Annotated in this window: 26 protein-coding genes; 13 read left to right on the top strand and 13 right to left on the bottom strand. The window is 62.2% G+C overall.

Going from position 1 to position 26056, the window contains the following annotated elements:
* The first annotated feature begins 5 nt into the window (after positions 1–5).
* From AC25BC_RS22775 to AC25BC_RS22750, 6 genes are all read left to right on the top strand, one after another.
* Positions 6–1001, top strand: a complete 996-nt coding sequence (locus AC25BC_RS22775; RefSeq protein ID WP_012759745.1) for a P1 family peptidase — start codon at positions 6–8, stop codon at positions 999–1001.
* 114 nt (positions 1002–1115) lie between these two features.
* Positions 1116–2036: a LysR substrate-binding domain-containing protein gene (locus AC25BC_RS22770; RefSeq protein WP_113546566.1), complete on the top strand. Its 921-nt coding sequence runs from the start codon at positions 1116–1118 to the stop codon at positions 2034–2036.
* 150 nt (positions 2037–2186) lie between these two features.
* A complete protein-coding gene (locus AC25BC_RS22765; RefSeq protein ID WP_206641093.1) occupies positions 2187–3716 on the top strand; it encodes an ABC transporter substrate-binding protein in 1530 nt (509 codons plus the stop codon).
* A gap of 274 nt (positions 3717–3990) precedes the next feature.
* Entirely contained in the window at positions 3991–4938 is a 948-nt protein-coding gene (locus AC25BC_RS22760) for an ABC transporter permease (RefSeq protein ID WP_017995719.1), read from the top strand.
* Between the two features lie 4 nt (positions 4939–4942).
* Positions 4943–5806, top strand: a complete 864-nt coding sequence (locus AC25BC_RS22755) for an ABC transporter permease (protein ID WP_113546568.1) — start codon at positions 4943–4945, stop codon at positions 5804–5806.
* Positions 5807–5842: 36 nt separating this feature from the next.
* The gene (locus AC25BC_RS22750) at positions 5843–7234 is read left to right on the top strand and encodes an amidase (protein WP_017995717.1); all 1392 of its coding nucleotides are present in this window, start codon (positions 5843–5845) and stop codon (positions 7232–7234) included.
* Here the strand turns inward: AC25BC_RS22750 and AC25BC_RS22745 are convergent.
* The 3 genes from AC25BC_RS22745 to AC25BC_RS22735 all read right to left on the bottom strand — a co-directional run bounded on the left by AC25BC_RS22745 (position 7227) and on the right by AC25BC_RS22735 (position 10008).
* Entirely contained in the window at positions 7227–8084 is an 858-nt protein-coding gene (locus AC25BC_RS22745) for a C40 family peptidase (protein ID WP_017995716.1), read from the bottom strand. The genes AC25BC_RS22750 and AC25BC_RS22745 overlap by 8 nt on opposite strands.
* 11 nt (positions 8085–8095) lie before the next feature.
* Positions 8096–8446: a MarR family transcriptional regulator gene (locus AC25BC_RS22740; RefSeq protein WP_003544522.1), complete on the bottom strand. Its 351-nt coding sequence runs from the start codon at positions 8444–8446 to the stop codon at positions 8096–8098.
* Positions 8447–8616: 170 nt separating this feature from the next.
* Positions 8617–10008, bottom strand: coding sequence for a leucyl aminopeptidase family protein (locus AC25BC_RS22735; RefSeq protein ID WP_128438461.1), 1392 nt, complete (start codon positions 10006–10008; stop codon positions 8617–8619).
* 144 nt (positions 10009–10152) lie between these two features.
* Between AC25BC_RS22735 and AC25BC_RS22730 the strand changes: the two genes are divergently transcribed.
* Positions 10153–10989, top strand: coding sequence for a tetratricopeptide repeat protein (locus AC25BC_RS22730; protein ID WP_128438460.1), 837 nt, complete (start codon positions 10153–10155; stop codon positions 10987–10989).
* Between the two features lie 48 nt (positions 10990–11037).
* Here AC25BC_RS22730 and AC25BC_RS22725 read toward each other — a convergent pair whose 3' ends face one another.
* The 10 genes from AC25BC_RS22725 to AC25BC_RS22680 form a co-directional block, all read right to left on the bottom strand.
* Positions 11038–11670: a LysE family translocator gene (locus AC25BC_RS22725; RefSeq protein WP_012759735.1), complete on the bottom strand. Its 633-nt coding sequence runs from the start codon at positions 11668–11670 to the stop codon at positions 11038–11040.
* Positions 11671–11867: 197 nt separating this feature from the next.
* Entirely contained in the window at positions 11868–12854 is a 987-nt protein-coding gene (locus AC25BC_RS22720; RefSeq protein ID WP_012759734.1) for a type II secretion system F family protein, read from the bottom strand.
* Positions 12855–12869: 15 nt separating this feature from the next.
* Entirely contained in the window at positions 12870–13877 is a 1008-nt protein-coding gene (locus AC25BC_RS22715; RefSeq protein WP_012759733.1) for a type II secretion system F family protein, read from the bottom strand.
* Positions 13878–13882: 5 nt separating this feature from the next.
* Positions 13883–15358, bottom strand: coding sequence for a TadA family conjugal transfer-associated ATPase (locus AC25BC_RS22710; protein WP_128438459.1), 1476 nt, complete (start codon positions 15356–15358; stop codon positions 13883–13885).
* 132 nt (positions 15359–15490) lie between these two features.
* Positions 15491–16768, bottom strand: coding sequence for a CpaE/TadZ family protein (locus AC25BC_RS22705; RefSeq protein WP_012759731.1), 1278 nt, complete (start codon positions 16766–16768; stop codon positions 15491–15493).
* Positions 16769–16782: 14 nt separating this feature from the next.
* A complete protein-coding gene (locus AC25BC_RS22700) occupies positions 16783–17538 on the bottom strand; it encodes a CpaD family pilus assembly protein (RefSeq protein WP_080518567.1) in 756 nt (251 codons plus the stop codon).
* Positions 17535–19034 carry a type II and III secretion system protein family protein gene (locus AC25BC_RS22695; RefSeq protein WP_012759729.1) on the bottom strand — a complete coding sequence of 500 codons (1500 nt, stop codon included), beginning with the start codon at positions 19032–19034 and terminating at the stop codon, positions 17535–17537. Before AC25BC_RS22695 ends, AC25BC_RS22700 begins: the two co-directional genes overlap by 4 nt.
* Before the next feature lie 10 nt (positions 19035–19044).
* On the bottom strand, positions 19045–19860 hold the full coding sequence (gene cpaB / locus AC25BC_RS22690; RefSeq protein WP_113546572.1) for a Flp pilus assembly protein CpaB: 816 nt from the start codon (positions 19858–19860) through the stop codon (positions 19045–19047).
* Between the two features lie 110 nt (positions 19861–19970).
* Positions 19971–20483, bottom strand: coding sequence for an A24 family peptidase (locus AC25BC_RS22685; protein ID WP_113546573.1), 513 nt, complete (start codon positions 20481–20483; stop codon positions 19971–19973).
* 122 nt (positions 20484–20605) lie between these two features.
* A complete protein-coding gene (locus AC25BC_RS22680; protein ID WP_062943054.1) occupies positions 20606–20794 on the bottom strand; it encodes a Flp family type IVb pilin in 189 nt (62 codons plus the stop codon).
* 380 nt (positions 20795–21174) lie between these two features.
* On the opposite strand from AC25BC_RS22680, the gene AC25BC_RS22675 reads away from it, so the two are divergent.
* From AC25BC_RS22675 to upp, 6 genes are all read left to right on the top strand, one after another.
* Positions 21175–21579 (top strand): pilus assembly protein N-terminal domain-containing protein, encoded by a 405-nt coding sequence (locus tag AC25BC_RS22675; protein WP_064653455.1) that lies wholly within the window; start codon positions 21175–21177, stop codon positions 21577–21579.
* Positions 21580–21694: 115 nt separating this feature from the next.
* Positions 21695–22330, top strand: a complete 636-nt coding sequence (locus AC25BC_RS22670) for a TadE/TadG family type IV pilus assembly protein (RefSeq protein WP_113546574.1) — start codon at positions 21695–21697, stop codon at positions 22328–22330.
* Entirely contained in the window at positions 22330–22911 is a 582-nt protein-coding gene (locus tag AC25BC_RS22665) for a TadE/TadG family type IV pilus assembly protein (RefSeq protein ID WP_113546575.1), read from the top strand. The genes AC25BC_RS22670 and AC25BC_RS22665 overlap by 1 nt, the downstream gene beginning before the upstream one ends.
* A gap of 204 nt (positions 22912–23115) precedes the next feature.
* The gene (locus tag AC25BC_RS22660) at positions 23116–24336 is read left to right on the top strand and encodes a phosphopentomutase (protein ID WP_128438458.1); all 1221 of its coding nucleotides are present in this window, start codon (positions 23116–23118) and stop codon (positions 24334–24336) included.
* Positions 24333–25301: an adenosine deaminase gene (locus AC25BC_RS22655; protein ID WP_128438457.1), complete on the top strand. Its 969-nt coding sequence runs from the start codon at positions 24333–24335 to the stop codon at positions 25299–25301. The genes AC25BC_RS22660 and AC25BC_RS22655 overlap by 4 nt, the downstream gene beginning before the upstream one ends.
* Before the next feature lie 93 nt (positions 25302–25394).
* Complete coding sequence (upp, locus tag AC25BC_RS22650; protein ID WP_012759721.1) at positions 25395–26024, top strand: uracil phosphoribosyltransferase; 630 nt, start codon at positions 25395–25397, stop codon at positions 26022–26024.
* Positions 26025–26056 lie beyond the last annotated feature (32 nt).

Below are 26056 nucleotides of genomic sequence, written 5' to 3'. Positions count from 1 at the left end.
CGCCCTTGCCCGATCTTCTCAATCTCATCACCGATATCGAAGGTCTTTCCATTGGCCATGCGACCGACCTTGCGCTCGGTTCCGGCGTCACGGTCATCGTCTTCGACGAACCGGCCGTCGCATCCGGCACGGTGCTCGGCGGTGCGCCGGGCGGGCGCGACACCGGCCTGCTCGATCCGTCGATGACCGTCAATGCCGTGGATGCCTTCGTGCTCTCCGGCGGCTCGGCTTTCGGGCTGGATGCCGCCGGCGGCGTGCAGGCGGGCCTGCGCGAGCGCGGCCGCGGCTTTGCCGTCGGGTCGGTGCGCATCCCGATCGTGCCGCAGGCGATCCTGATGGACCTGCTGAATGGCGGCGACAAGGATTGGGGCCTTCACTCCCCCTATCGCGACATGGGCTATACGGCACTGCAGGCTGCGGCCAAGGGCACATTCGCGCTCGGCACGACAGGTGCAGGCACAGGGGCGACGACGGCCACCGTCAAGGGCGGGCTCGGCTCGGCCAGCGCCGTCAGCAGCACCGGGCATCGCATCGCGGCGATCGTCGCAGTCAATGCGCTCGGCTCCGCAACGATCGGCGACGGGCCGCATTTCTGGGCAGCACCTTTCGAAAAAGACGCGGAATTCGGCGGGCTCGGCATGCCTGATGTGGCCGACCACCGGATGCGGCTCAAGGGCATGAACACGCCGGCAACGACGATCGGCGCGGTGGTGACCGACGCGCAGCTGACGAAGGCCGAGGCGCACAGGCTTTCGCTCGCCGGCCATGACGGCCTTGCCAGGGCACTGCTGCCAGCGCACCTGCCACTCGACGGCGATACCGTCTTTGCCGCTTCGACGGCCAAGCATCGAAGAGACGACATGGCGAGCCTGATGGAGCTTTGCCACCTTGCGACCATCGTCATGGCGCGGGCGATCGCCCGTGGCGTCTACGCGGCGACCGCCCTTCCGGTCGAGGGCGCGCAAATGGCATGGCGCGACCGCTATCCGAATGGTCGTTGACTGAGATCTTTGTTTTTATCCATGTCGTTGTCCCAAAACCGCTGCGCACTTTCGGGCGACATGCTTTAGGGTCGGAACCGGAACCCCAACGTGCCAAAAGGCGGAGAGACGTGAATGCAGATCCGGGCGCTGATGTATTTCGACGAGCTGGTCAGGACCAATTCTATGCGCCAGGCGGCCGAGAATCTCAATGTCGCGCCGACGGCGATCAGCCGGCAGATCGAGAACCTCGAATATCATTTCGGCGCGCCGCTCGTCGAACGCAGCGCCCGCGGCGTCAAGCTGACGGCCGCCGGCGAACTGCTTGCCGCCCGCGCCGGCCGGACGTTGCGCGAGCTCGATCATGTGCAGCAGCTGATCGAAGACCTGAAGGGCCTGCAGCGCGGCCGTGTCAGCATCTATGCCAATGGCGCCACCGTCGCCAATCTGCTGGCGCCGGCGCTTGCCGAATTCAGCCTGAAATATCCGAAGCTGCGTTTTACCGTGACGATCACCAGCGCGCGGCAGGCGGTGGATGCCGTCAACAGCGCCGAGGCGGATATTGCGGTGACGCTGTTTGCGCCACCGATGTCCGGCACCAAGGTGCGGCTACGCTCCGAGATCGCCTATGATCTCATCGCCACGCCGCTGCATCCGGCGGCCGCGCATGCCGAGATCCCGCTAAGGACGCTTGCCGACTACGCCTTGGCACTGCCGGATCAATCCTTCGGCTTCCGCCAGGCCTTCGACGCGCTGTTCGAGAAGGAAGGGCTGAGCCTCGATCCCGTCTTCGTCACCAGCTCGCTCGAAATGCTGAAGGAACTCGTGCTCAGCGGGGCTGCGGTCACGCTGCTGCCGGCACTGACCGTCCGCCGCGAGATCGAGGCGGGTCAGCTCCTTGCCATTCCGCTGGCCGGCAAGACCGGCATCCGCACCCATGTCGATCTCTGCGTCGCGCCGGACCGGCAGCTGTCCTTCGCCGCGACGAAACTGCTCGACTTCATCGAGAGGTTCATGCGCGAGCGCACGAACCGCCGGACCGAGACGAAAGACTGACGCTTCGAGCTTGCATTGCCCGCGGATTTACGGTGTAGCTTTTTCGGCCACACTGAGCACACAATATCGTCATTGTGTGTGCACTAGCATAGTGCCACTCTATTCGCAAAAGGCCTTCGTCATCGACGCGCGGCCAGACAAGGGAACATGATGATCAAGTTTTCGTTTGCGCCTTCCGCGCGTTTGGCCCGTCGGCTTTCGCTCAGTGCTGCGCTTTCGGCCGGCCTGGTGATGACGACGATGACGCCGGCCGAGGCGGCGAAGACCACGCTCAATCTCGGCATGAGCGTCGAGCCGACCGGTCTCGACCCGACGATCGCGGCACCCGTCGCAATCGGCCAGGTGACCTGGCAGAACGTGTTCGAAGGGCTGGTGACGATCGACCAGTCCGGCAAGATCCAGCCGCAGCTGGCAAAAAACTGGGAGATCTCTCCCGATGGCCTGACCTATACGTTCAAGCTGCAGACCGGCGTCAAATTCCATGACGGCGAGGCCTTCGATGCCACTGCCGCCAAGTTTTCGCTCGACCGTGCCCGTGGCGCCGATTCGGTCAATCCGCAGAAGCGCTTCTTCGCTTCGATCGCCTCGATCGATACGCCGGATGCCGAAACGCTGGTGCTGCATCTCTCTGCGCCGACCGGCAGCCTGATCTACTGGCTCGGCTGGCCAGCCTCTGTGATGGTCGCACCGAAGACGGCTGCCGACGACAAGACGACGCCAGTGGGGACCGGCCCCTTCAGATTCGCCAGTTGGGCGAAGGGCGACAAGGTCGAACTCGCCAGGAATGCCGATTATTGGAACAAGGATGCGGCCGCCAAGCTCGACAAGGTGACCTTCCGGTTTATCGCCGATCCGCAGGCGCAGGCGGCAGCGCTGAAATCCGGCGATCTCGATGCCTTTCCGGAATTTGCCGCGCCTGAGCTGATGAGTTCTTTCGACGGCGATGCGAGGCTCGTCACCAAGATCGGCAATACCGAGCTCAAGGTCGTTGCCGGCATGAACACTGCCAAGAAGCCGTTCGACGACAAACGCGTCCGCCAGGCGCTGATGATGGCGATCGACCGCAAGACGGTGATCGACGGCGCATGGTCGGGCCTCGGCACGCCGATCGGCAGCCACTACACGCCGAACGATCCGGGCTATCAGGACATGACAGGCGTGCTGCCTTACGACGTCGAGAAGGCGAAGGCGCTGCTTGCCGAAGCAGGCTACCCCAACGGTTTCACCTTCACGATCAAATCGCCGCAGATGGCTTATGCGCCGCGCAGCGCCCAGGTGATGCAGGCGATGTTTGCCGAGATCGGCGTGACGATGAATATCGAGCCGACGGAATTTCCGGCGAAATGGGTCCAGGACATCATGAAGGACCGCAACTTCGACATGACGATCGTCGCCCATGCCGAACCGCTCGACATCGACATCTATGCGCGCGATCCCTATTATTTCAATTATAAGAACCCCGCTTTCAACGCGCTGATGAAGAAGGTTCAGGAGACGACCGATCCCGCCGCGCAGAATGCGATCTATGGCGAAGCGCAGAAGATCCTCGCCGAGGACGTGCCGGCGCTCTACCTCTTCGTCATGCCGAAACTCGGCGTCTGGGACAAGAAGCTGAAGGGCCTGTGGGAGAACGAGCCTATCCCTTCCAACGTGCTGACTGGTGTTTCCTGGGACGAGTGAGAGGGGTAGGTCAGGCGCGATGTGATGAGGTGATGGCCTTGGCGCCGGAAGCAGAACAGTCGGATATGGTCGACTCACGCGAACCTCTCGCTCCCTCATTCCTGTGCTTGTCACAGGAATCCAGTGCGCCCAAGTCCTTGGGCGCGGGAGAACCAGCTACTCATCGCATGAGAGTTATTCACGGCGCAGACGCCCCGTGGCTGGATTCCTGTGACGAGCACAGGAATGAGGGCGGGCGGGGGAGCCGCCAGGCCACATCGAAAGCGTGGCACGCATGATCCCACTCCTCGCCCGCCGCTTCGCCGGTCTCATCGTCACGCTCGTCGTCGTCTCGCTGCTGATCTTCGCCGTCATGGACCTTCTGCCAGGCGATCCCGCCTCGATCATGCTCGGCACCTCGGCAACGCCGGAGACGCTTGCGGCGCTGCGTCACAGTCTCGGCCTCGAGCAGCCGCTGCTGCTGCGTTACGGGCAATGGTTGATCGGCGTGCTATCAGGCGATCTCGGCAATTCCCTGACCTATGGCGTACCGGTCGCGGGGTTGATCGTCGAGCGGCTGGCGGTAACGCTGCCACTGGCGCTGATGGCGATCGTGCTTTCGGTGGCGATTGCCCTGCCGCTCGGCGTGCTGGCCGCCTCGCGCCGCGGCGGTGTCTTCGACATCATGGCGACGCTGTTTTCGCAGATCAGCATCGCCGTGCCCGCCTTCTGGGTGGCGCTGCTGTTGATCATCCTGTTTTCGACGATGCTCGGGCTGATGCCGGCCGGTGGCTTCCCGGGCTGGGGCGCCGGCCTGCTGCCGGCATTGCAGGCGCTGGTTATGCCCGCCGTCGCGCTGGCGATGCCGCAGGCGGGTGTGTTGACGCGGGTGGCGCGCTCAGCGGTGCTCGACACGATGCACGAGGATTTTGCCCGCACTGCCGTCGCCAAGGGGCTTTCCCGCAGTGCGGTGCTGTGGCGGCATATCGTGCCGAATGCGCTGATCCCCATCCTGACGATGATCGGGCTGCAATTCACCTTTCTCGTCGCCGGCGCGGTGCTGGTTGAAAACGTCTTCAACCTTCCCGGCCTCGGACGGCTCGCGCTGCAGGCGCTCTCCCAGCGCGATGTCATCGTCATGCAGGATGTCGTGCTATTCTTCGCAGGCCTTGTCATCGTGATGAATTTCATCGTCGATCTCTCCTATCTGGCGATTGATCCCAGGATGAGAAAGGCGGCCTGAAACCATGGCACCGATCGCATCCACCGCAATTGCCAGCCGCCGTCGGGTCTTTAGACTTAGCCGGCGACTGAACCTGATTTCAGGAGCTGTCATCATCGGCCTGCTGGTCGCGTTTGCGCTGCTGTCGCTCGTCTGGACGCCGCTGCCGCCGGCGAAAATGCAGATCATCCACAAGCTGCAGCCGCCGCTTGCCTTCGGCCTGCTCGGCACGGACCAGTTCGGCCGCGACGTGCTTTCGATGCTGATGGCAGGTTGCTGGAATTCGCTGTCGATCGCCATCACAGCGGTTATGATCGGCGGGACGCTGGGTTCGATATCAGGTATTTCAGCCGCGGCGATCCGCGGTCCCTTCGAAGCGCTGCTGATGCGCATCTGCGACGTCATCTTCGCCTTGCCGCCGATCCTGTCCGCCATGATGCTCGGCGCCTTTCTCGGACCAGGGCGGTTCACCGCGATCACCGCGATTGCCGTCTTCATGATTCCGGTCTTTGCCCGCGTCACCCTCGCAACCTCGCTGCAGGCCTGGAGCCGCGACTATGTGACGGCAGCGCGCGCCATCGGCAATACGCGACTGACCATTTCGCTGCGCCATGTGCTGCCGAATATCATCAGCCAGATCATCGTGCATGGCGCGATCCAGCTGGGGCTGGCGATCCTCACCGAAGCGGGTCTTAGCTTCCTCGGGCTCGGCATGGCGCCGCCGGCGCCGACCTGGGGCCGGATGCTTGCCGATGCGCAAACCTATCTGGCGCTCGCCCCCTGGCTGGCGATCCTGCCCGGTCTTGCCATCGCGCTCACCGTCTTCGGCTTCAACATGCTCGGCGACGGTTTGCGCGATCTGCTCGACCCGCGCGAGGCAAGCCGCTGATGTCCTCCCAAGACGAAGAGCCCGAAAGACCATGCCATGACCGAAACCGACCTTACCATCCGCGAACTCAGGCAACGCTTCGCCGATAAGAGCCTCTCCCCCCTGGAATACTGGCTGTCTCTCGAGGATCATATAGCAGCCTGGGAGCCGTCGATTTCGGCACTCTACCTCTACGATCCGGAATCGGCGCGCGCGCAGGCGAAAGCGTCGACGGAGCGCTGGGCGAAGGGAGAAACGCTTGGCTCCCTCGACGGCATCCCGGTGACGCTGAAGGAACTGATCGCCACGAAGGGCCAGCCGGTGCCATCAGGCACGAGGGCGGTGGAACTGAGGCCCGCGGACGCCGATGCGCCGGCCGCCGCCCGGCTGCGGGAAGATGGCGCGGTGATCTTCGCCAAGACCACCTGCCCCGATTACGGCATGCTTTCCTCCGGGCTTTCGAGCTTTCATCCTCTCAGCCGCAATCCCTGGAACACCACGCAGAATCCCGGCGGATCGAGTGCCGGGGCTTCCGCAGCGGCGGCGGCCGGCTACGGACCACTGCATATCGGCACCGATATCGGCGGTTCGGTGCGCCTTCCCGCCGGCTGGACCGGCATCTTCGGCTTCAAACCGAGCCATGGACGCATTCCGGCCGATCCCTATTATGTCGGGCGCTGCGTCGGGCCGATGGCGCGCACCGTCGAAGATGCGGCCTTTTCGATGGCGACGCTGTCACGCCCTGACTGGCGCGACGGCACCAGCCTGCCGCCGAACGATTTCAACTGGATGGATCTCGACATCGACCTGTCGGGCATGAAAATCGGGTTGATGCTCGATGCCGGCTGCGGCCTTGCGGTGGAGGACGAGATCAGGGCCGCGGTCGAAACGGCGGCGAAACAGTTCGAGGCGGCCGGCGCGACCATTCTATCGGTCCAGCCGGTGCTAACCCGCGCGATGCTGGATGGCCTCGACAATTTCTGGCGGTCCCGGTTCTGGGGCGATATCGCGGATCTCGACGACAACAGGCGCGACAGCATCCTGCCCTATATCAGGGATTGGGCGACGGGCGGCGCCGACATCAGCGGCGTCGATGCGGTCAAGGGCTTCAATCAGACGATCGAGATGCGCAAGAGCTGCGGACGGCTGTTTACCGAGGTCGACGCCCTGCTTTCGCCGACCAATCCGATCATCTCCTATCCGGCCGAATGGGCATCTCCGACCAATGATCCGGCCCTGCCGTTTGAGCATATCGGTTTCACGGTGCCGTGGAACATGTCGGAGCAGCCGGCCGCCTCGATCAATTGCGGTTTCTCCCGATCGGGCATGCCGATCGGGTTGCAGATCGTCGGGCCGCGCTTCGACGACATGCGGGTGCTGAGACTGTCGAAAGCCTTCGAGGACTGGACGGGCGGAGTGAGATCCTGGCCGCAGCCTCCGATCAGTTGATCGGGCGGCGATAGCCGGTCGGTTGCTCATAGAGCCAGCCGATGCGCTCGACCGCGGCCGCGAAATTCTCGCGCGCCACCGTCATGCTATGACCGTTGGCGTGCAGGATGGTTTCCGGATCTTCGAAGACGGCGACATGGCCCTTCCAGAAGACCAGGTCGCCACGGCGGATTTCGGAGCGATCGATCGGCTGGCCGAGGCCTGCCGCTTGCAGGTCGGTATCGCGCGGCGCAGCTCTGCCTGTCATCAGCATCGCCAACTGGACGAGGCCGGAGCAATCGATGCCGAGGCCGGAACGCCCGCCCCAAAGATAGGGCGTTTCCAGGAAACGGGCGACGATCTCCACATAATCGGCGCCATCGAGCGCGCCGATCGGCTGGACGTGCTTGGCGAATATCGCAGTTCCGTCCTCGAGCACGACATAGCGATTGCCGCGCGCCTCCGCCTCGCCGGCGACGTGGACGCGGCTTCCCATCGACAGGATGGCCTGGTGGGGCTTGCGCAGTTCCGGTTCCGGATAGAGGAAGGTGCGCTGCACGGTGACGATATGGGTCGGCGCCGGCCGGCCTTCCAAGAGCGCGTCTGCCTTGACATAGCCGACATACCCGTCCGAAGCGGCTTTCACCCAGCACCAGCCGCCGGCGCGATCGAAAACCGTCACATCCTCGCCGAGAAGCAGTTCCGTATCGATTCCGCGGGCAAGGTCCGGTTCAGGGCGCACGGCCAGGACAGGAACGGCGACACGCGCCGGCGCGCCTTCCGTAAAACGTGACGCCTCAACCTTGCCTTCGAGCCCCGCTTCCGCGAGATCAGACCTGTAAGCATGCAGGCGGCGGTCGAGCATCGTCATTCGCATTCCTTTCAGATCGGCAGCCGGCGGGCCTGATCTCGGATGAGATCGCCGAGCTTTTCCAGGTAGAGCGCACCGCCGACGGTGCGCTTGATGATCACGTTGCGCCGGTCGGCATCGTCACGCACACGATCGACCAGGCCCATCTCACCCATCGTATCCAAGGCGCGGGTAATGACCGGCTTGGTGACATCAAGCGTGGCGGCAAGCCCGCGCACCGTGTGCGGCGGCGGCACCAGATAAATATGCAGCAGGATCGCCATCTGACGCAACGTCAAATCGCGGTCATCGTGGCGGACCTGATCGAGCGCCGCGCCATGCCAGAGCCCCAGCGCCTGCGAGGCGGTCAGTTCGATCGGCACGGCCCCTCCGGAAGATCGTTACGCTAACGTTCCATTTTCCGGCAGTTGCTGTGGACATGCAAGAGGCGCTGGAAATTGCTGTCCGGCAAGGTGAATAAAATTTTAACGATCGGCAGCGAGGCGCAACGCGTGAACACGCGGCGCGCCTCAACGCTTTTCTGCGGATGGCGTCAGCGCAGGCTCTCGCGGATATGGTGAAAGAGTGCGCGGATCGCCTGTGCCTCGCCGCCGCCCGGCGAATGCGGCCGTTCGGACGGAGCCCAGCCGAAAATATCGAAATGCACCCAGCTCTTCGCCTTGCTGACGAAACGCTTGAGGAAGAGGGCCGCGGTGATCGCCCCCGCCATGCCACCGGCCGGCGCATTGGTGAGATCGGCGAATTTGGTGCGGATATCCTTTTCGTAGCCGGAATAGAGCGGTAGGCGCCAGAGCGGATCATCGGTTTCCAGGCTTGCTTCGGTCAGGTCATGCGCCAGATTGGCGTCGTCGGTGAAGAAGGGCGGGAGATCCGGGCCAAGCGCAACGCGGGCAGCGCCGGTCAGCGTCGCCATGTCGATCAAGAGCTCGGGCTCTTCCTCGTCGGCATAGGCAAGCGCATCGGCAAGGATCAGCCGGCCTTCAGCGTCGGTATTGTCGATCTGGACGGTCAGGCCCTTGCGGCTCCGGTAGATGTCGCCGGGGCGGAAGGCATTGGACGAGATCGCGTTTTCGACGACCGGAACGATAACGCGCAGATCGACCTTCAGCTTGGCGTCCATGATCATCAGGGCAAGCCCCATGACATTCGCCGCGCCGCCCATGTCTTTCTTCATCAGCAGCATCGAGGCGGCAGGCTTGATGTCGAGACCGCCGGTATCGAAGCAGACACCCTTGCCGACGAGCGTCACCTTGCGATGACCCTTCTTGCCCCAGCGCAGCTCAAGCAGGCGCGGCGCATCGGCGCTGGCGCGGCCGACGGTATGGACCAGCGGAAAGTTCTGCTTGAGCAGGTCGTCGCCCGATATAACCGATATCTCAGCCTTGTAATGTTCGGCCAGGCCACGGAAAACGGCCTCGAGCTGGCTCGGCCCCATGTCGTTCGTCGGTGTATTGATCAGATCGCGGGCGAGAAAGACGCCGGCAAGCTGGCGCTTGATATCGGCTGCGTCGGCATCGCGGGGGATCATCAGCGTCGCCGCCGGCGACTTTTCGGATTTGTAACGGTCGAAACGGTAGCTGCCGAGCCCAAAGCCGAGGGCCAGGCGATTTGCCGTCAGCGGCGCGGTCTCGATGTGCCAGTCGCCGGCCGGCAGCGCACGGGCGAGCCTGCCGGTGATGTAAGGCTGCTCGGATGGATTGGTGCCGAGGCCGTAAAGCGCGCCGCCGAGATGGCCTTCGGCCGTCGGGATCAGCAGCAGCGACCCGCTTTCGGCCTTGTAGCCTGCCCTGCGCGCCCAATTGAGCGCGATCGGATCGATCGTGCCGGTCTCGATATGGGCAGGCGTAACGGCAAAGATCGGCAGCGTCGAACCGCCCTTCGTGTTGAAAGGAGTCGGTCTCTCGATAAACTGATAGGGGGCCATGATTGTCCTTCGGCGGTCGCAAGGAATCGTTCCTTAACGGTCTGTTAGGGTTAACAGACTATTGCTGGAGCGAAGATTACGCGTCAAACCTTTCCCTGTTCCGCTTCGAGGTCAGGCGCCGATTTCGGAATCCAGGAACGCGCCATGCCTGCCTCGCTCACCACCGCATTCACGAATCGTATCCTGCAGGGCGCTGCGGCATCGCTGCTCGTCCTGGCACTTGCCGGTTGCTCGACGACCAAGGACCGGATGACAACGGGCTCGGTCCCGAAACTCACCAAGCCGGTCGAAGAGATGGACGCGACCGAGCTGCGCTCAGCGACGGACCGGCTCGGCCAGGCCTATGAAAAGAACCCGCGCGATCCCGTCACCGGCGTCAACTACGCCAATCTGCTGCGCATGAACGGTCGCGACACGCAGGCGCTCGCCGTCATGCAGCAGGTGGCGATCGCCAATCCCGCCGACCGCAACGTGCTGGCCGCCTACGGCAAGGCGCAGGCGGCGGCCGGCCAGTTTCAGCAGGCGCTCGACACGATCGGCCGCGCCCAGACGCCCGACCGTCCTGACTGGAAGCTGATCTCCGCCCAAGGCGCGATCCTCGACCAGATGGGCCGGGCAAGTGATGCCCGGCAGCGCTACCGCGACGCGCTCGACATCCAGCCGAACGAGCCCTCCATCCTTTCCAACCTCGGCATGTCCTACGTGCTGACCGGCGATCTGCGCACGGCCGAAACCTACCTGCGTTCCGCCGCCAGCCAGCCGACTGCCGACAGCCGCGTCAGGCAGAACCTTGCCCTGGTCGTCGGCCTACAGGGGCGTTTCCCGGAAGCCGAGCAGATAGCCCGGCGCGAACTTTCGCCGCAGCAGGCCGATGCCAATGTCGCCTATCTCAGAGGCATGCTCTCGCAGCAGAATTCCTGGCAGAAACTCGCCGCCAAGGACAAGACGCCGCAAGCAGCAGGCGACAGCAACACCAACTGACCGAATCATGTCGTCGGAAAGGCTTACGCCTTCAGACAGATCCTGATCTTAGCGGGCGCTCAGGCCTGAAAGAATGAGACGCAAACCCAGGCCGCCCATGACGGCACCAGCGGCCCGGTCAATCCAGCCCTTGGCGGCAAGATAGAGGCGCCGCGGATGGCGGGCCGAAAAGGCGAAGGCCACGATCGAATACCACCCCGCCTCCACGGCAAAGACGCCGAGCGGCAGCGCGACGATGAGATCGAGCGGCACCGTCCTCGGCAGAAGTGCCGCAAAGAGGCTGGCATAGACGATGATGGTCTTCGGGTTGCTGAGCTGGGTCAGCAGCGCATTCATGAAGCTCAATCTCAGCGCGCGGTTGCCGTTGACGGTGTCAGAGACTTCGAGCGGCTGACCGGCACTCCTCCAGATATTGACGGCGATATAGACGAGATAGGCGCCGCCTGCGATCTTTAGCAGGACATAGAGCCATTCGAACTGAGACAGCAGCGCCGTCAGCCCGGCAAGCGCCAGCACGGCAAAAACGACACCGCCGGCGCCCATGCCGAGTGCGGCCGCAAGGCCATCCAGCCTGGAACGCGAGATGGCGATCCTGGAGACGACGACGAAGCTCGGCCCAGGGCTCATCGCGCCGACGGCCAAGGCTGCCAAGATGCTGATGAAAATGCCCGCAGAAGACATCGGAGACCTCTCTTTTGGATTGAACGCGCGCCAGGGGCACTGCGGTTGCATCCGCTTGCCGATGGTCGTCCGTCCCGTTTACCAGCTATGCCGGTGCTGGTCACGCGTGTTTGAAGGCTCCGGCTCGGCCGACGGTCTTTGAGGCAACATCGTCTTCTGCCGAAAGCGGCATCCGCTTTCCGGCGCCGGCGCAACCGTCAGAACTTGTCTGCCACCTGAATGCCGGCCGGACCGAGAATGACGGCGATCAGCACCGGCAGGAAGAACAGGATCATCGGCACCGTCAGCTTCGGCGGCAGGGCGGCAGCCTTTTTTTCCGCCTCGTTCATGCGCTCGTCGCGTCCTTCCTGGGCAAGAACGCGCAGCGCCTGTGCAACCGGCGTACCGTAGCGATCGGCCTGGATCAGCGCCTGAGTCACCGATCGAACCAGCTCGATCTGGGTGCGCGTGGCAAGATTTTCGAGCGCCGCACGGCGATCCGGCAGGAAGGAAAGCTCGGCCGTGGTCAGCACCATCTCCTCGGCAAGCGCCGGCGACTGCTCGCCGAGCTCTTCCGACACACGGCGCATCGCGGCCTCGATCGAGATGCCGGATTCAACGCAGATCAGCATCAGGTCCAGCGCATCCGGCCAGGCGCGCTTGATCGAGTGCTGGCGCTTGCCCATGCGGTTCGAGATGAAGATATTCGGCGCGTAGAAGCCGAGATAACCGACGCCGATGACGGCGAAGAGGCGGATCGGCGTGCCCTTTTCGGCGAGATTGCCGAGGCCGAAGACCCAGACAGCGGCAAGCGTCAGGAACAGGAAAGGCAGCAGGAAACGCGCCACCAGGAAGGTATTCAGCGCATTCTCCGATCGGAAGCCGGCGGCACGCAGCTTGTTGACCGTGTTTTCGTCGACCAGCGCCTTGCGCAGGTTGAAGCGCTCGACGATCTGACGGACCGAGCGGTTGTTCTGGTTCCTGAGCGAGGCCTTGCCGGCGCCGGTTTCCGTGTTCATGCGGGCGCGTTCGCGGGCACGGATCTGCTCGCGCTCCGTGGAAACAGCCTTCATGCGCTTGTTCAAATCGCCGCGCTCGAAAAAGGGAATGGCGATCGTGTAAAAAGTGGCGAAGACGGCAATCGCGACGAAGAGGGCGATCAGCATGCTCGGATTGGTCAGCGTTGCGGCAAGATCCTGCGACATGGTGCGTCCTTCCGGCTAGATGTCAAAATTGACCATGTTGCGCATGACGAAGATGCCGATCGACATCCAGATCGCCGAGACACCCATGATGAAATGGCCGCGCGGATCGGTGAAAAGGATCATCATGTAGTTCGGCGACGTCATGTAGACGAGCGTCGCGACGATGAAGGGCAGAGCCCCGATAATGACGGCCGACGCCTTGGCTTCCATCGAGAGCGCCTGGACCTTGGCCTTCATCTTCCTGCGCTCACGCAGCACCTTGGAGAGGTTGCCGATCGCTTCCGACAGATTGCCGCCGGCCTGCGACTGGATGGCGATGACGATGGCGAAGAAGTTGACTTCCTGGAGCGGCATGTGGATCGTCATGCGCGCGCAGGCGTCGGGGATACTCAGGCCTACCTGCTGCGCCTCGATCACCCGCAGGAACTCGCTCTTGACAGGCTCGGTGCCTTCGGTGGCAATAAGGCGGATCGCATCGTTGAGCGGCAGGCCCGATTTGATTGAGCGCGTAATAACGTCAAGCGCATTGGGGAGTTCGTTCAAAAACTTGGTCTGGCGGCGCTTGATCAGGAAGCCAACGACCCAGCGCGGCAGGCCGAGACCGGCGACGACGGCGATACCGACCATGACCATCCACGATGCGCCGACGACCAAGGCGACGAGAAGCAGCATGGAGGCGAAGACGGCGCTGATGAGATAGAATTTCGCCGCCGTGATCGTCAGGCCGGCCTGCACCAGCCGCGCCTTCATCGACACGGTCTTCTTGGTCTTTTCGTGCTGGCGCTTTTCCAGATCCTTCAGATTGTCCTGCACCGATTTACGGCGCTTCGACAGCTCTTGCACCCGGTCACGGGCAGCCTTGACCTTGACCCGGTCGCTTTCGGCCGATTTGACGCGATTGATGCGGCTTGCCGATTTCTTGTCGGCCTCGATCTTCGAAAACAACAGGGCATAGGCGACCGCCGCCGCGGAGACGGCGGCGAGGACGACGATTGCCAATACTATCGGATCGAACCCGAACATCTCGCCTATTCCTTCGTTTTCGCTTCCATCGCGTCGAGGGCGGCGGCAAGACGCTTTTCCTCGTTGAAGTAGCGGGCGCGATCCCAGAAATGCGGCTTGCCGACGCCGGTCGACATGTGCCGGCCGATCAGGCGGCCATTCGCATCCTCGCCATCGATCTCGTAGCGCATCAAGTCCTGGGTGATGATGACGTCGCCTTCCATGCCGATCACCTCGGTGATCTGGGTGATGCGGCGCGAACCGTCGCGAAGGCGTGCCGCCTGAATGACGACATCGACCGAGCTGGAAATGATCTCGCGCACCGTCTTTGCCGGCAGGGTAAAGCCCCCCATGGCGATCATCGATTCAATACGGCTCAGGCATTCGCGCGGTGTGTTGGCGTGGATGGTGCCCATCGAACCGTCGTGACCGGTGTTCATCGCCTGCAGCAGGTCGAAAACTTCAGGTCCGCGCACTTCGCCGACGATGATGCGCTCGGGACGCATACGCAGGCAGTTCTTGACGAGATCGCGCATGGTGATCTCGCCCTCGCCTTCGATATTCGGCGGGCGCGTTTCGAGACGCACGACATGCGGCTGCTGCAGTTGCAGTTCGGCCGTATCCTCGCAGGTGATGACGCGTTCGTCCCTGTCGATATAGTTGGTGAGGCAGTTCAGAAGCGTGGTTTTACCCGAGCCGGTGCCGCCTGAAATGACGACATTGCAGCGCACGCGCCCGATGATCTGCAGCACGGTTGCACCTTCCGGCGTGATCGCGCCGAAACGGACGAGCTGATCGAGGGTCAGCTTGTCCTTCTTGAACTTGCGGATGGTGAGCGCCGGCCCGTCGATCGACAGCGGCGGCGCGATGACGTTGACGCGCGAGCCATCCGGCAGGCGGGCGTCGCAGATCGGGCTCGATTCGTCGACGCGGCGTCCGACCTGGCTGACGATGCGCTGACAGATCGAGAGAAGCTGTGCATTGTCGCGGAAGCGTATTTCCGATTCGATCGTCTTGCCGCCGACTTCGATGAACGTCTGACCGGCGCCGTTGACCATGATGTCGGCGATGTCGTCGCGCGCCAGCAACGGCTCCAGCGGGCCGTAGCCGAGGACGTCGTTGCAGATATCCTCGAGCAGTTCTTCCTGCTCGGAGATCGACATCGCAAAGTTCTTGATGGTGATGATGTCGTTGACGATGTCGCGGATTTCCTCGCGGGCGCTTTCGCCGTCGAGCTTGGAAAGTTGCGAGAGATCGATCGTGTCGATCAGCGCGGAAAAGACCTGCGCCTTGGTGTCGTAATATTCATCGGTGCGGGCCGGGCGCTTGCGCTGCGGCGTCTGCATCGGCGGCGGCGTCACCTGCTGGCGTGCGGACTCGCGCGAGGGTTCGACCAGAATGGAGGGGGAAGAGGCCGCAGAGGCGGCGGCCGGAGCCGGCGGCGGAGGAGCAATCGCCCCCCCGACCTTTCCGGAACCCTCATTTCCGCGTTTTCCAAACATGCCACTCGATCCAATCTGCTCGTTCTAGAGCATTTCCCGATCTCTCCGAGTCATGGAAATGCTCTATCTGTTCGTTTTCACGCAATTGCGGACGCAAAGCCGCTTCCCGCTTTTGCTGGAATTGCTCATCGTCTACTTGCGCTTTAGGAGGCCCAGCAGGCCGCCCTTCCTCGCCTTCTTGATCGCGACACGGCCGGTGACGATGTGCGATATCTGCGAAAAGGTTTCCGCCGTCGGCGACTTCGGGTCGACTTCCGAGATCATCCGGCCACTGTTGGCGGCGTTGCCGAAAAGATGGATGTCGAAGGGAATGATCGCGATCGGATCGATCTCCAGCGGCTCACAGAAATCCGACGGCGAAATTTCCGGCCGTTTCGGCATGCCGACCTGATTGAGGATGAGATGCGGCGGCCGGTCGTTCGGCCGCATCTTGCGCAGCGCGTCGAGCATATTCTTGGCGTTGCGCAGGTTGGCGAGATCGGGAACCGCTGCGATGACCACCTCGTCGACACTCGACAGCACCGAGCGCGTCCATTCCGACCATGCATGCGGGACATCGAGCACTGTGACGGGCGCGCTGCGCTGCAGAACATCGAGCACCGGCTGGAAGGCCTGGCCGTCGAAATCATAGGCACGGTCGAGCAGCGAGGGTGCGGCAAGCAGCGACAGATGCTCGGAGCATTTCGTCAACAGGCGGTCGAGGAAGACCTCGTCGAGACGATCGGGTGCGAAGACCGCTTCAGCGATGCCCTGGGCCGGATCCTGGTCGAAATCGATGTTCGCCGTGCCATAAGGCAGGTCGAGATCGGCGAGGATCGTCTCGGTGGAGAAGAGATTGGAAATGCCGAAGGCGCAATTATGCGCGATGGTCGAAGCGCCGGTGCCGCCCTTCGAGCCGATGAAGGCGATGCTGCGGCCAAGCGGCTCGGCTTCCGGATCGACGAAGATCGAGGCCATCGCCGCAAGGATATCGGGCATGGCGACGGGCTGGACCATATATTCGGAAATGCCGTTGCGGATGAGTTCGCGATAAAGCCCGATATCGTTGTAATAGCCGATAATGACGACCTTGGTCGTCGGATCGCAGACGGCGGCGAGCGGTGCGAGTTCGCCGAGCAGGTTCGCGGCATTCGCCTTGGTCTCGAGGATGATGAGGTTCGGCGTCGGGGCGCCGGAAAACATATTGGCGGCAGCGGCGATGCCGCCGCTGGTGATGCGCATGCTGACTTTCGCCACGCGCCGATCATTGGCGCAGCGTTCCATGACATGCTGCAGGACCTCGCTCTCGCAGAAGGCGTGGACGGAGATGCGCGGCAACGGCCGCATGTTTTCCAGATCCGCCATGCGCACCGCCTCCTCGGCGTTGCGAAGCTCGCTGGGGTTTTTGATTTCGTATTCGATCGCGCTCATCGTCCCGTTCCGCCTCAGAAGCTGCTGTCGCTGCCGACATCTTCGATTGTCGATGTCGTCGTGCGGTATTCCTGGATGGCATTGTTGCGCCGCTGTGCGTCGATCGGGGTCATGCCGCGGGGTGCCACCAGATCCTCCGGATTGGCAATCTGGGCGGCAAGGTTGTTCTGTGAGGCGCAGCCGAAATTATAATAATTCTGGTTGGTCAAATCGTTCGAGATGTCCTTCGGCCACTGACCGCATTGCGTGGTGACCGCGGTGGTGCCGGTAAAGCTCAGCCGGATCGGCGCCGCATCGCCGGGACCGGCGGCGGCATAGGAGGTGTTGACGATTTTCGAGCTTGCGATCCCCCTCGATGTCAGCTCGGCACGGACCTGATTGCGCAGCTGATAGGCTGCCGCCGAATTCGGCGAGCCTTGCGGAGACAGCACATAAACCGGCCCCGAGGCGCGCGAGATGTAGTTTGTGGCAAAGCCGCGGATGAGGTCGCGCTGGGCGATGGTCAGGCGGCGATCGGTGGAGGCGACGGGTATATCCACCGTCTGCTCCGCCTCCGTGACGATGATCGGGTGGCGGGCGCGGTAATCGTCCGGAATGCCGCCGGTCGTCAGCTGGTCATGCGGGCCGGCGCATCCGGAAAGGATTGCCATCGACATGGCGGCCATCGCAAAAAACGCCTTCGAGATTCCGAAGCGGGGTGTCGTCGCAATCATATGGGCCATCGCCTGATCTCTGTTTTCTGCCATTGCTGCCGATCGTGCCCCGCTCATTTGTAGATGAACCCGATCGAGCCGTGGAACTGCGCGTCTGCAACGGGCGCCTCGCGGCGGCCATAGACCTTGTTGACACGGTTGAGGAAGAAGGTCGCACCGTCGTTCTCAGGGCTGAAATTGTCGTCCGGCCGGTTGAGCTGGTTGCGCGCCACCGGGCGCACCAGATAGGGCGTGGCGATGATGACGAGCTCGGTTTCCTGACGCTCGAAACCCTTCTGGCGGAAGAGCGTCCCGAGTAGCGGGATCTTCGAGACACCGGGCGTGCCGCCCATCGTCTGGGAAACATTGTCGCGGATAAGGCCGGCGAGCGCGATCGAGCCGCCCGAAGGCAGCTCCACCGAGGTTTCCGCCGAGCGGCGCTGATAGGTGGCGTTGCCGCTGCCGGCCACCGGTTCGGAGACGTTGGTCTTGATCTGCAGGCTGATGCGGCCCGATGACAGCACGACCGGTTTGAAGGCGAGGCTGATACCGTAGTTAAACGGTACGACGGTGACATTGCCGTCGCTGTCGGTCGTCGAATAAAGCTGCTGGCCACCGGAATTGAAGGTCGCGGCCTGGCCCGATATCGCCGTCAGCGTCGGTTCTGCGAGCGTCTTGACGACCTTGGCCTGTTCCAGCGCGTTGAGGTAGGTCGAAATGTCGTATTTGCCGATCGAGCTCTTGAAGAGCGCCGCCAGACCGCCACCGACCGTCGACGCGGCGCTGTCGGCGCTGGGACTGCCGAGCTGAGCGACCGTCATGCCGGAAGAATTGGAAACCAGATTGTCGAAGCCGAGCTGCTTCAGCACCTCGCGGCGGACCTCGGCGATCGTCACCTTGAGGGTGACCTGGTCCTCGCCCTCGATCTGCAGCAGGTTGACGACCTGGGAACTCTGGCGACCTTCGGCAAAAAGCGCCACAGAGCTGTCGCCGCCGGTGCCGGATGCCGTTTCGGTTCTGGTCGTCGCCTCGCCGCCCTTCAGGAAGACCTGTGCCAGATCGGCGGCCTGTGTGGCATCCTGCGGCGTGCGCACGGTGCCGGTCAGCACGATGTTGTCGGAGACGATTTCGACGTTGATGTTGGAGTCGGGAATGAAGCGGCGGAGATTGACTTCGAGGCCGGAGACGTCGCGCTCGATCTCGATGTCGAGATTGACGATCTCCTGTCCACCGGCGCCGAAGACGAAGATATTCGTCTGGCCGACCTTCTTGCCGAACAGGTAGATGCGCCGCGAGGTGCGGGTCACGGCATCAGCCATGGTCGGATCGGAGACGAGGATATCATGCGCATCCTCCGGCAGATCGACAACGACGGCCTTGTTGAGCCCGAGCTTCAGCCGGCGATGGGCATTGGAGCCGGTCTGCGAGATCCGGACCAGGCTATCGGAATCGGCGCGCGCTTCGCCTGCACCGAAGAGTGGGGCGAAAGAGGCCGGCACCATACCAGAGGCGCCGATTGCCAGCGAAAGGCAACCTGTCAGGAGAGGTCCGGCGCGCCGCGTTGAATTGCCCATTTGCACGTCCTTACTCCGCCTTCGGCGCGGCGCCCGCATCCGTGACGATGGCGCCCGATTTGATGACCTGGATGATCGCACTGCCGTTGTCGCCGCTCAGCAGATAGTCGGCGGCGCTGGTATCCTGCTCCTGCGCATCGGCGACCGAACGCAGCGCGAGCGACAGCCGGTCCGCCATCTGCTGGGCGACGGCAAGAACCTTCGTTTGATCGGGCGTAAGCTCGAGCGTCGCGGTCGTGCCGACCACCGATTTCGAGCCGTCGTCCTTTTCCTGGATCTGCTGGTCGATGGCGAGGACGCGGACATTGCTCAGCACGGTTTCGGTGATGAGCTTGTCGGCCTCCGCGCCCTTGCGGACCATGATGACGTCGACGCGATCATTCGGCAGGATGAAACCGCCTGCGCCCGTTGCCACCGATATCTCGGTCGCGACGGCGCGCTTGCCGGCCGGCAACAGCGAGGAGAGGATGCGGCTGCTGGAATCGGCGATCTTTTCCGGCCGGATCGGTTCGCCTTCGAAGATCGGCAGACGCACGACGGCGCCCTGCAGATCCTTGATCGCATCCGGCTTGTCGGTTTCGGTGATGAGGCCGGGAACGACGCCGCCCTGCGGCCAGGCCATCCAATGCACCGCCTGGTCATCCAGCCTTGCGCCGACCGACAGATTGCCGCTCGAGACGAGGACGTTGACGGTCGGTTCCTTCTCGACGACCGAGCGGACCTGGGTAACGACACCGCCACTGCCCGCCATTTGCATTGCCAGGAGGCCGGCGAGGCCGGCTGCCACCACGGCGACAGCTAGGATTATAAGGCGAGCCGGTTTCATCGATCATTCCTCAGGGCACGATATGTTCGCCCTGTAGAATGCTCAGCAATTGGTATAATTATGGTTAATGGAATGCTTACATTTTAAGTTAACGGGCATTTAAAATGCCGCTATTTCAAGCCTTCAAGCGCGGCGAGGAACAGCGGCGAGGAAGGGAAGGCCATGAAGCCGCCGATCGCGATCGCGATGCCGTAGGGGATCTTCTTGGCGAGCAGGACCGAGTTCGGTATCGGCAGACCGATGGCGAGGATGGCATTGGACTGCGTTCTCACGAGCAGGATCAGCAGGGTGATGAGGCCACCGATCATGGCGACGTCGATCATCAGGAAAAGCAGGGATTCATTCAGACCGAACCAGAGCGCCGTGGCGCTCAACAGCTTGGCGTCGCCGCCGCCCATCACATTGAATGCAAAGAGAGCAAAGCAGGCGCTGAAGACAATGGCGGCGCCAGTAAGATGCATGCCGATCATTTCCAAACCCAAGCCGGAAAACGGCGCGAGGACGAGGAAAGAGGCGATCAGGATCACGGAAATGCGGTTCGGGATCGTCATGGTGAACAGATCCGAGAAAGCCGCCATGGCAAGGCAGAGTGGCAGTATTACGAAGACTGCAGCTGCGATCATGCGTATACCCGATCGTGACTTTATGCGAAAAGGCTCACGGCCGTTCAGCCTGTGAGCCCACTCTATAATTCGGCCAAAGCGAATTTGGCCGGCATTATTCGACGCCGCTGAGAACGCTTAGGTTACTTGGCCGCCGTAGTGGCCGCGTTGCTCATCTTGGTGCTCAAGGCGGTGAACGTGTTGCCGATGTTGGTGCCGAGGCTCGTTGCACCGGTGATGAGCGCTACGGAAATGAGAGCGGCGATCAGGCCGTATTCGATTGCGGTCGCGCCGGATTCGTCCTTCAGAAAACGGCTAAAAAGCTTGGTCATGGTAACTCCTAACTCCAGTTGATGTTCAGCACGTCCGCCAACTGTTTGCCGTTGATCGGATGACTGCAACCTAGCGAAGGGCCGTTTCCATCGGCTTAAGGAAAAGAGTTAACGACATGTGAACGAGACAGCAGGCCTTTGTAGAGTCAGTATTTTCTTACGCGCTTCGCTCAATATTTAACGATATTCCTGGAATAACCGCTACATTCATCCGGAAATAGCACATATTCTGCTTCCAACCGGGGCGTGCGCCGTCCTAAAGCCGTACCAAATCGGATCATTACGCTTCATCCCAGAACAGAGTGGTGAGCTTAAGGCTTCGTTCACCATTTTTTTCCATTCTATACGGATATTGCGCTGTGATTGTGAAAGAGGACCCAATGTCATCGAGCGGCAAAACCATTTTCTTTGCCGGTATGATCGCCGTTTTCGGTATTTCGGGAGTGTCCGCGGCCGCAGACGATGACATGCTGCGCGTCTATATGGATCACGCGCGCGTATTGAAGCTCGATCGCCCTGTCAGCAAGGTGATTGTCGGCAATGCCGCAGTCGCCGATGCGACGGTCGCCGACGCCAAGACCATCGTGCTCACAGGACGCAGCTTCGGCACCACCAATCTGGTCCTCCTCGATGCCGACGGCAATGCGATCCTCGACGAACGCATCCTGGTGTCGATCGACGAGGGCAATACGGTGCGTGTCTACCGGCAGACGCAGCGCTCCGTGCTGTCCTGTACGCCGAATTGCGAGCAGCATGCGCAGCAAGCGACCGCCGGCTCACCCTAACGCTCTCTTTTCAAATTCCTCGACCATTCGTTAAAATCGTCGTGTCAGGTTGAAACGGAAAATCAACGAACGGACCTTAGTCTGACGACTGGAAAATGTCGCTCGGGTCCAGGCAATGACGGTAATTGATCAGAAGACGGATAAGGGGCGCGCTTTTGCGCCGTTCCGTTTCTTACGGTTTCGCGCTCTCGCCCGCTCACGCGAGGGTGCTGCGGCGATCGAATTCGCGCTGCTCGCCATTCCCTATTTCTTGGTGATTTTCGCAATCCTGGAAACTTTCGTCGCCTTCGCCGCCGAGGAACTCGTCTCCAATGCCGTCGATACGATGAGCCGCCGGATGCGAACCGGGCAGATCACCTATAATCTTGGCCGCACGACCGACATGAACCAGGCGCAATTCCGCCAGGCTTTCTGCGATGAGATCTCGATCCTGATCCGCTGCTCGGCGACCGAAGTTGCCACGCCGAGCAAGCTTTACCTGGATGTGCAGACGTTCAGCACCTTTTCGGCCATTCCGACGACGATCCCCAAGGTTTCCACCGACAAATATGCCGACATCAACACGGCGGCCTTCAAATATGCGCCGGGCGGCGCCGGCACGATCAACATGCTGCGCGCTTACTATCGCTGGGAAATCACCGCGGACCTGGTCCGGCCTTACATCACCACCATACGTCCCACCGACGCTTCGATGCCGAGGCAATATCTGATCGTCGCGACTGCGGCCTTCCAGAACGAGCAGTATCCATAATGGCGTTGCGCAACCCGTTCACCAGATTGGTCCTGACGCTGCGGCGGCTGGCCCGCGACCGCAAGGGCGCCGGAGCGATCGAATTCGCGATCCTCTTTCCCGTGCTCGTCATGCTCTATATCGGCGCTTTCGAGATTACGGTCGGCCTTAGCGTCAGCAAGCGGGTGACACGCGCCGCAGGAACGGTGGCCGACCTCGTCACCCAGCAGCAATCCGTCACCAAGAGTGCGCTTGCGCAAATGCCATCGGTCGCAAACGCAATCTTCCTGCCCTACAACACGACGTCGCTGACGATGAAGATCACCGGGATTAGCATCGACGCTGGCGCCAATGCGAAAGTGCTCTGGTCCTGGGCTCAAGACGGGACGGTGCCCTATGCCAAGAACGCGACAGTGGCCGACGTGCCGTCCGATATGAAGACGGCGAACAGTTTCCTGGTCCGGACTGAGCTCAGCATCCCCTATACGATGTTCCTGTTTGCGCCGAACTTCATGCCGGACGGCATGCGCACGATCACCATCAGCCGCAGTTATTTCTACCGCCAGCGGCAAGGCGACTCGATCCCCTGCGGCGACTGCTGACGGCGCTTCCCGCTCTTCTGCATAACTCCCTTAATCCTAATCGATTGGGGAGTTATGCGGAAATTCAAAGTGTTGCAGCGTCCTTTGCGCGTCTGGAAAAGACGCGCGGCGCTGTAATTTGCCAAGCCGGCCGCAGCATTATATGGCTGGATCTCAGCCGCCTCCGATATTGCAGAGGCCGCGATCGGCTTTCTCGGGTGTTAAATGGCGCGTGCCTTTCTTTTCGTTCTGGATTCCTTCGGCATTGGCGGAGCGCCGGATGCGGCGGCCTATGGCGACGAGGGCGCCGATACACTTGGCCATATCGCCGAGTTCTGCGCAGCCGGAGCCGGAGACCGCGCCGGGTTGCGCGAAGGGCCGCTTTCCCTGCCCAACATGTCGGAACTCGGGCTGATGCAGATCGCGCGATCCGCCTCCGGCCGGTTTCCGCCCGGCATGCCCGTCCCGGAAAAGGTCTACGGCATTTATGGCGCCGCCACCGAAATCTCCCGCGGCAAGGATACGCCGTCGGGTCATTGGGAAATCGCGGGAACACCGGTCAGTTTCGATTGGGGTTATTTCCCGATAGAGGGCGACGCCTTTCCTGCCGAATTCATCGAGGCGCTATGCGGGGAGGCTGACGTGCCCGGCATCCTCGGCAACTGCCATGCTTCGGGAACGGAGATCATCGCCCGGCTCGGCGAAGACCATATCCGCACCGGCAAGCCGATCTGCTACACCTCCTCGGATTCCGTCTTTCAGGTTGCGGCGCACGAGGTACATTTCGGCCTCGATCGTCTGCTCGCCTTCTGCCGTTTGGCCCGGGGGCTGCTCGATCCCTACAATATCGGCCGTGTCATCGCCCGGCCCTTTATTGGCCAGTCCGCCCCTACTTTCCAGCGCACCGGAAACCGGCGCGACTTCTCCGTGCTGCCGCCGGAGCCGACGCTGCTCGACCGGCTGATCGAGCATGGCCGGCATGTGCATGCTGTGGGAAAGATCGGCGATATATTCGCGCATCAGGGCATTTCCAGGGTCGTCAAGGCGAACGGCAACGAGGCACTAATGGATGCGTCGCTCGCGGCGATCGACGAGGCTGAGGACGGCGATCTCGTTTTCACCAATTTCGTCGATTTCGACATGATCTACGGTCATCGCCGCGACGTGCCGGGTTATGCCGCGGCACTCGAAGCCTTCGATGCGCGCTTGCCTGAAGTCCACAAGAAACTGAAGCCCGGCGATCTCGTCGTGCTCACCGCCGATCATGGCTGCGATCCGACCTGGCGCGGCACGGACCATACGCGCGAGCGTGTGCCTGTCATCGCCTATGGCCCCGGCATCCGGTCGCGTTCGATCGGCGTGCGCCGCAGCTATGCCGATATCGGCGAGAGCATCGCCCGGCATCTCGGCATCCCGGCTGGACCGCACGGAAGGAGTTTTCTGTGACATCGCATTTGAAGAAGGTCGAGCTGCACTGCCATCTGGAGGGTGCGGCACCGCCAGCTCTGACCGCGGCGCAGGCGCGGAAATACGGCGTCGACATCAGTGCACAGCTTCGCGACGGCGCCTATGTCTGGCATGATTTCGCAAGCTTCCTCGAATGTTACGACAAGGTTTCCGAGGTCTACAAGACCGAGGAGGACTATGCGCTTCTGACCGAAACCTATCTCGACGAACTCGCCGGCATCGATACGATCTACAGCGAGCTCATCGTTTCGCCCGACCACGGCAAGCGCATCGGGCTCGGCGCCGATGCCTATATATCCGGTATCTGCGAAGGCATCCGGCGGGCCAAGGAAAAGAACGGCATCGAGGCCCGGCTGATCGTCACCGGCGAGCGGCATTTCGGTCCTGAGAGCGTGATTGGTGCTGCCGAATATGCGGCAAAGGCTGGCAATCCTTTGATTACCGGCTTCAACCTTGCCGGCGAGGAGCGCATGGGCCGCGTCGCCGACTATGCCCGCGCCTTCGATATCGCCCGCGACGCCGGCCTCGGGCTCACCATCCATGCCGGCGAGGTCTGCGGCGCCTTCAGCGTCGCGGATGCGCTCGATGCTGTGCGCCCATCGCGCATCGGCCACGGGGTGCGCGCCATCGAGGATGTCGATCTGGTGACGCGGCTTGCCGATCTCGGCACCGTGCTCGAGATCTGCACGGGCTCCAATATCGCGCTCGGGGTCTTTCCCGATTTCGCCTCCCATCCGCTGCGCCGGCTGAAGGACGCGGGCGTCAGGGTGACGATCAGCTCGGACGATCCGCCTTTCTTTCAGACTTCGCTCAAGCGGGAATACGAACTTGCCGCCGGGACCTTCGGCTTCAGCGACGCCGAGATCGATGCCATGACGCGCACGGCGATCGAAGCCGCCTTCGTCGACGATGAGACACGCAAGGCCCTGCTCGCCCGAATTTGAGGGCGAGAGGCTGGGGAAGATTGGCCGCCACTCTTGCGGTCGGGCCGATTTCCGTGAAAGAAACATTCGATAGAAAGAATGAAAGGCTTCCCCATGGACGGCGTCACGGTCATCGATCATCCGCTTGTGCAGCACAAGCTCACCATCATGCGGCGCAAGGAGACATCGACGGGAAGTTTCCGGCGCTTGCTGCGCGAAATCTCGACGCTGCTCTGTTACGAGGTGACCCGCGATCTCGAACTGACGATGGAAACGATCGAGACGCCGCTGCAGACGATGGAATCGCCGATCCTCGAGGGCAAGAAGCTGGTCTTCGCCTCGATCCTGCGCGCCGGCAACGGACTGCTCGAAGGCATGCTCGATCTCGTGCCGTCCGCGCGCGTCTCGCATATCGGCGTCTACCGCGACCACGAGACGCTGCAGCCGGTCGAATATTACTTCAAGGCGCCGGAGGACGTGGCCGAACGGCTGATCATCGTCGTTGACCCGATGCTTGCGACCGGCAATTCCTCGATCGCGGCAATCGACAAACTCAAGGAACGCGGCGCCCACAATATCCGCTTCCTCTGCCTGCTTGCCGCCCCGGAAGGCATCCGCAACTTTCGCGCCGCGCATCCCGATGTTCCGGTCTTCACCGCGTCGATCGATAGCCATCTCAACGAGAAGGGCTATATCGTGCCCGGTCTCGGCGATGCCGGCGACCGCATGTACGGCACCAAGTAATTTCAACCTTCTTTTACCAAATCGAAAGACTT

The organism is Rhizobium sp. WSM409 (assembly GCF_057653825.1).
This window is presented reverse-complemented; position numbering and strand designations above follow the sequence as displayed.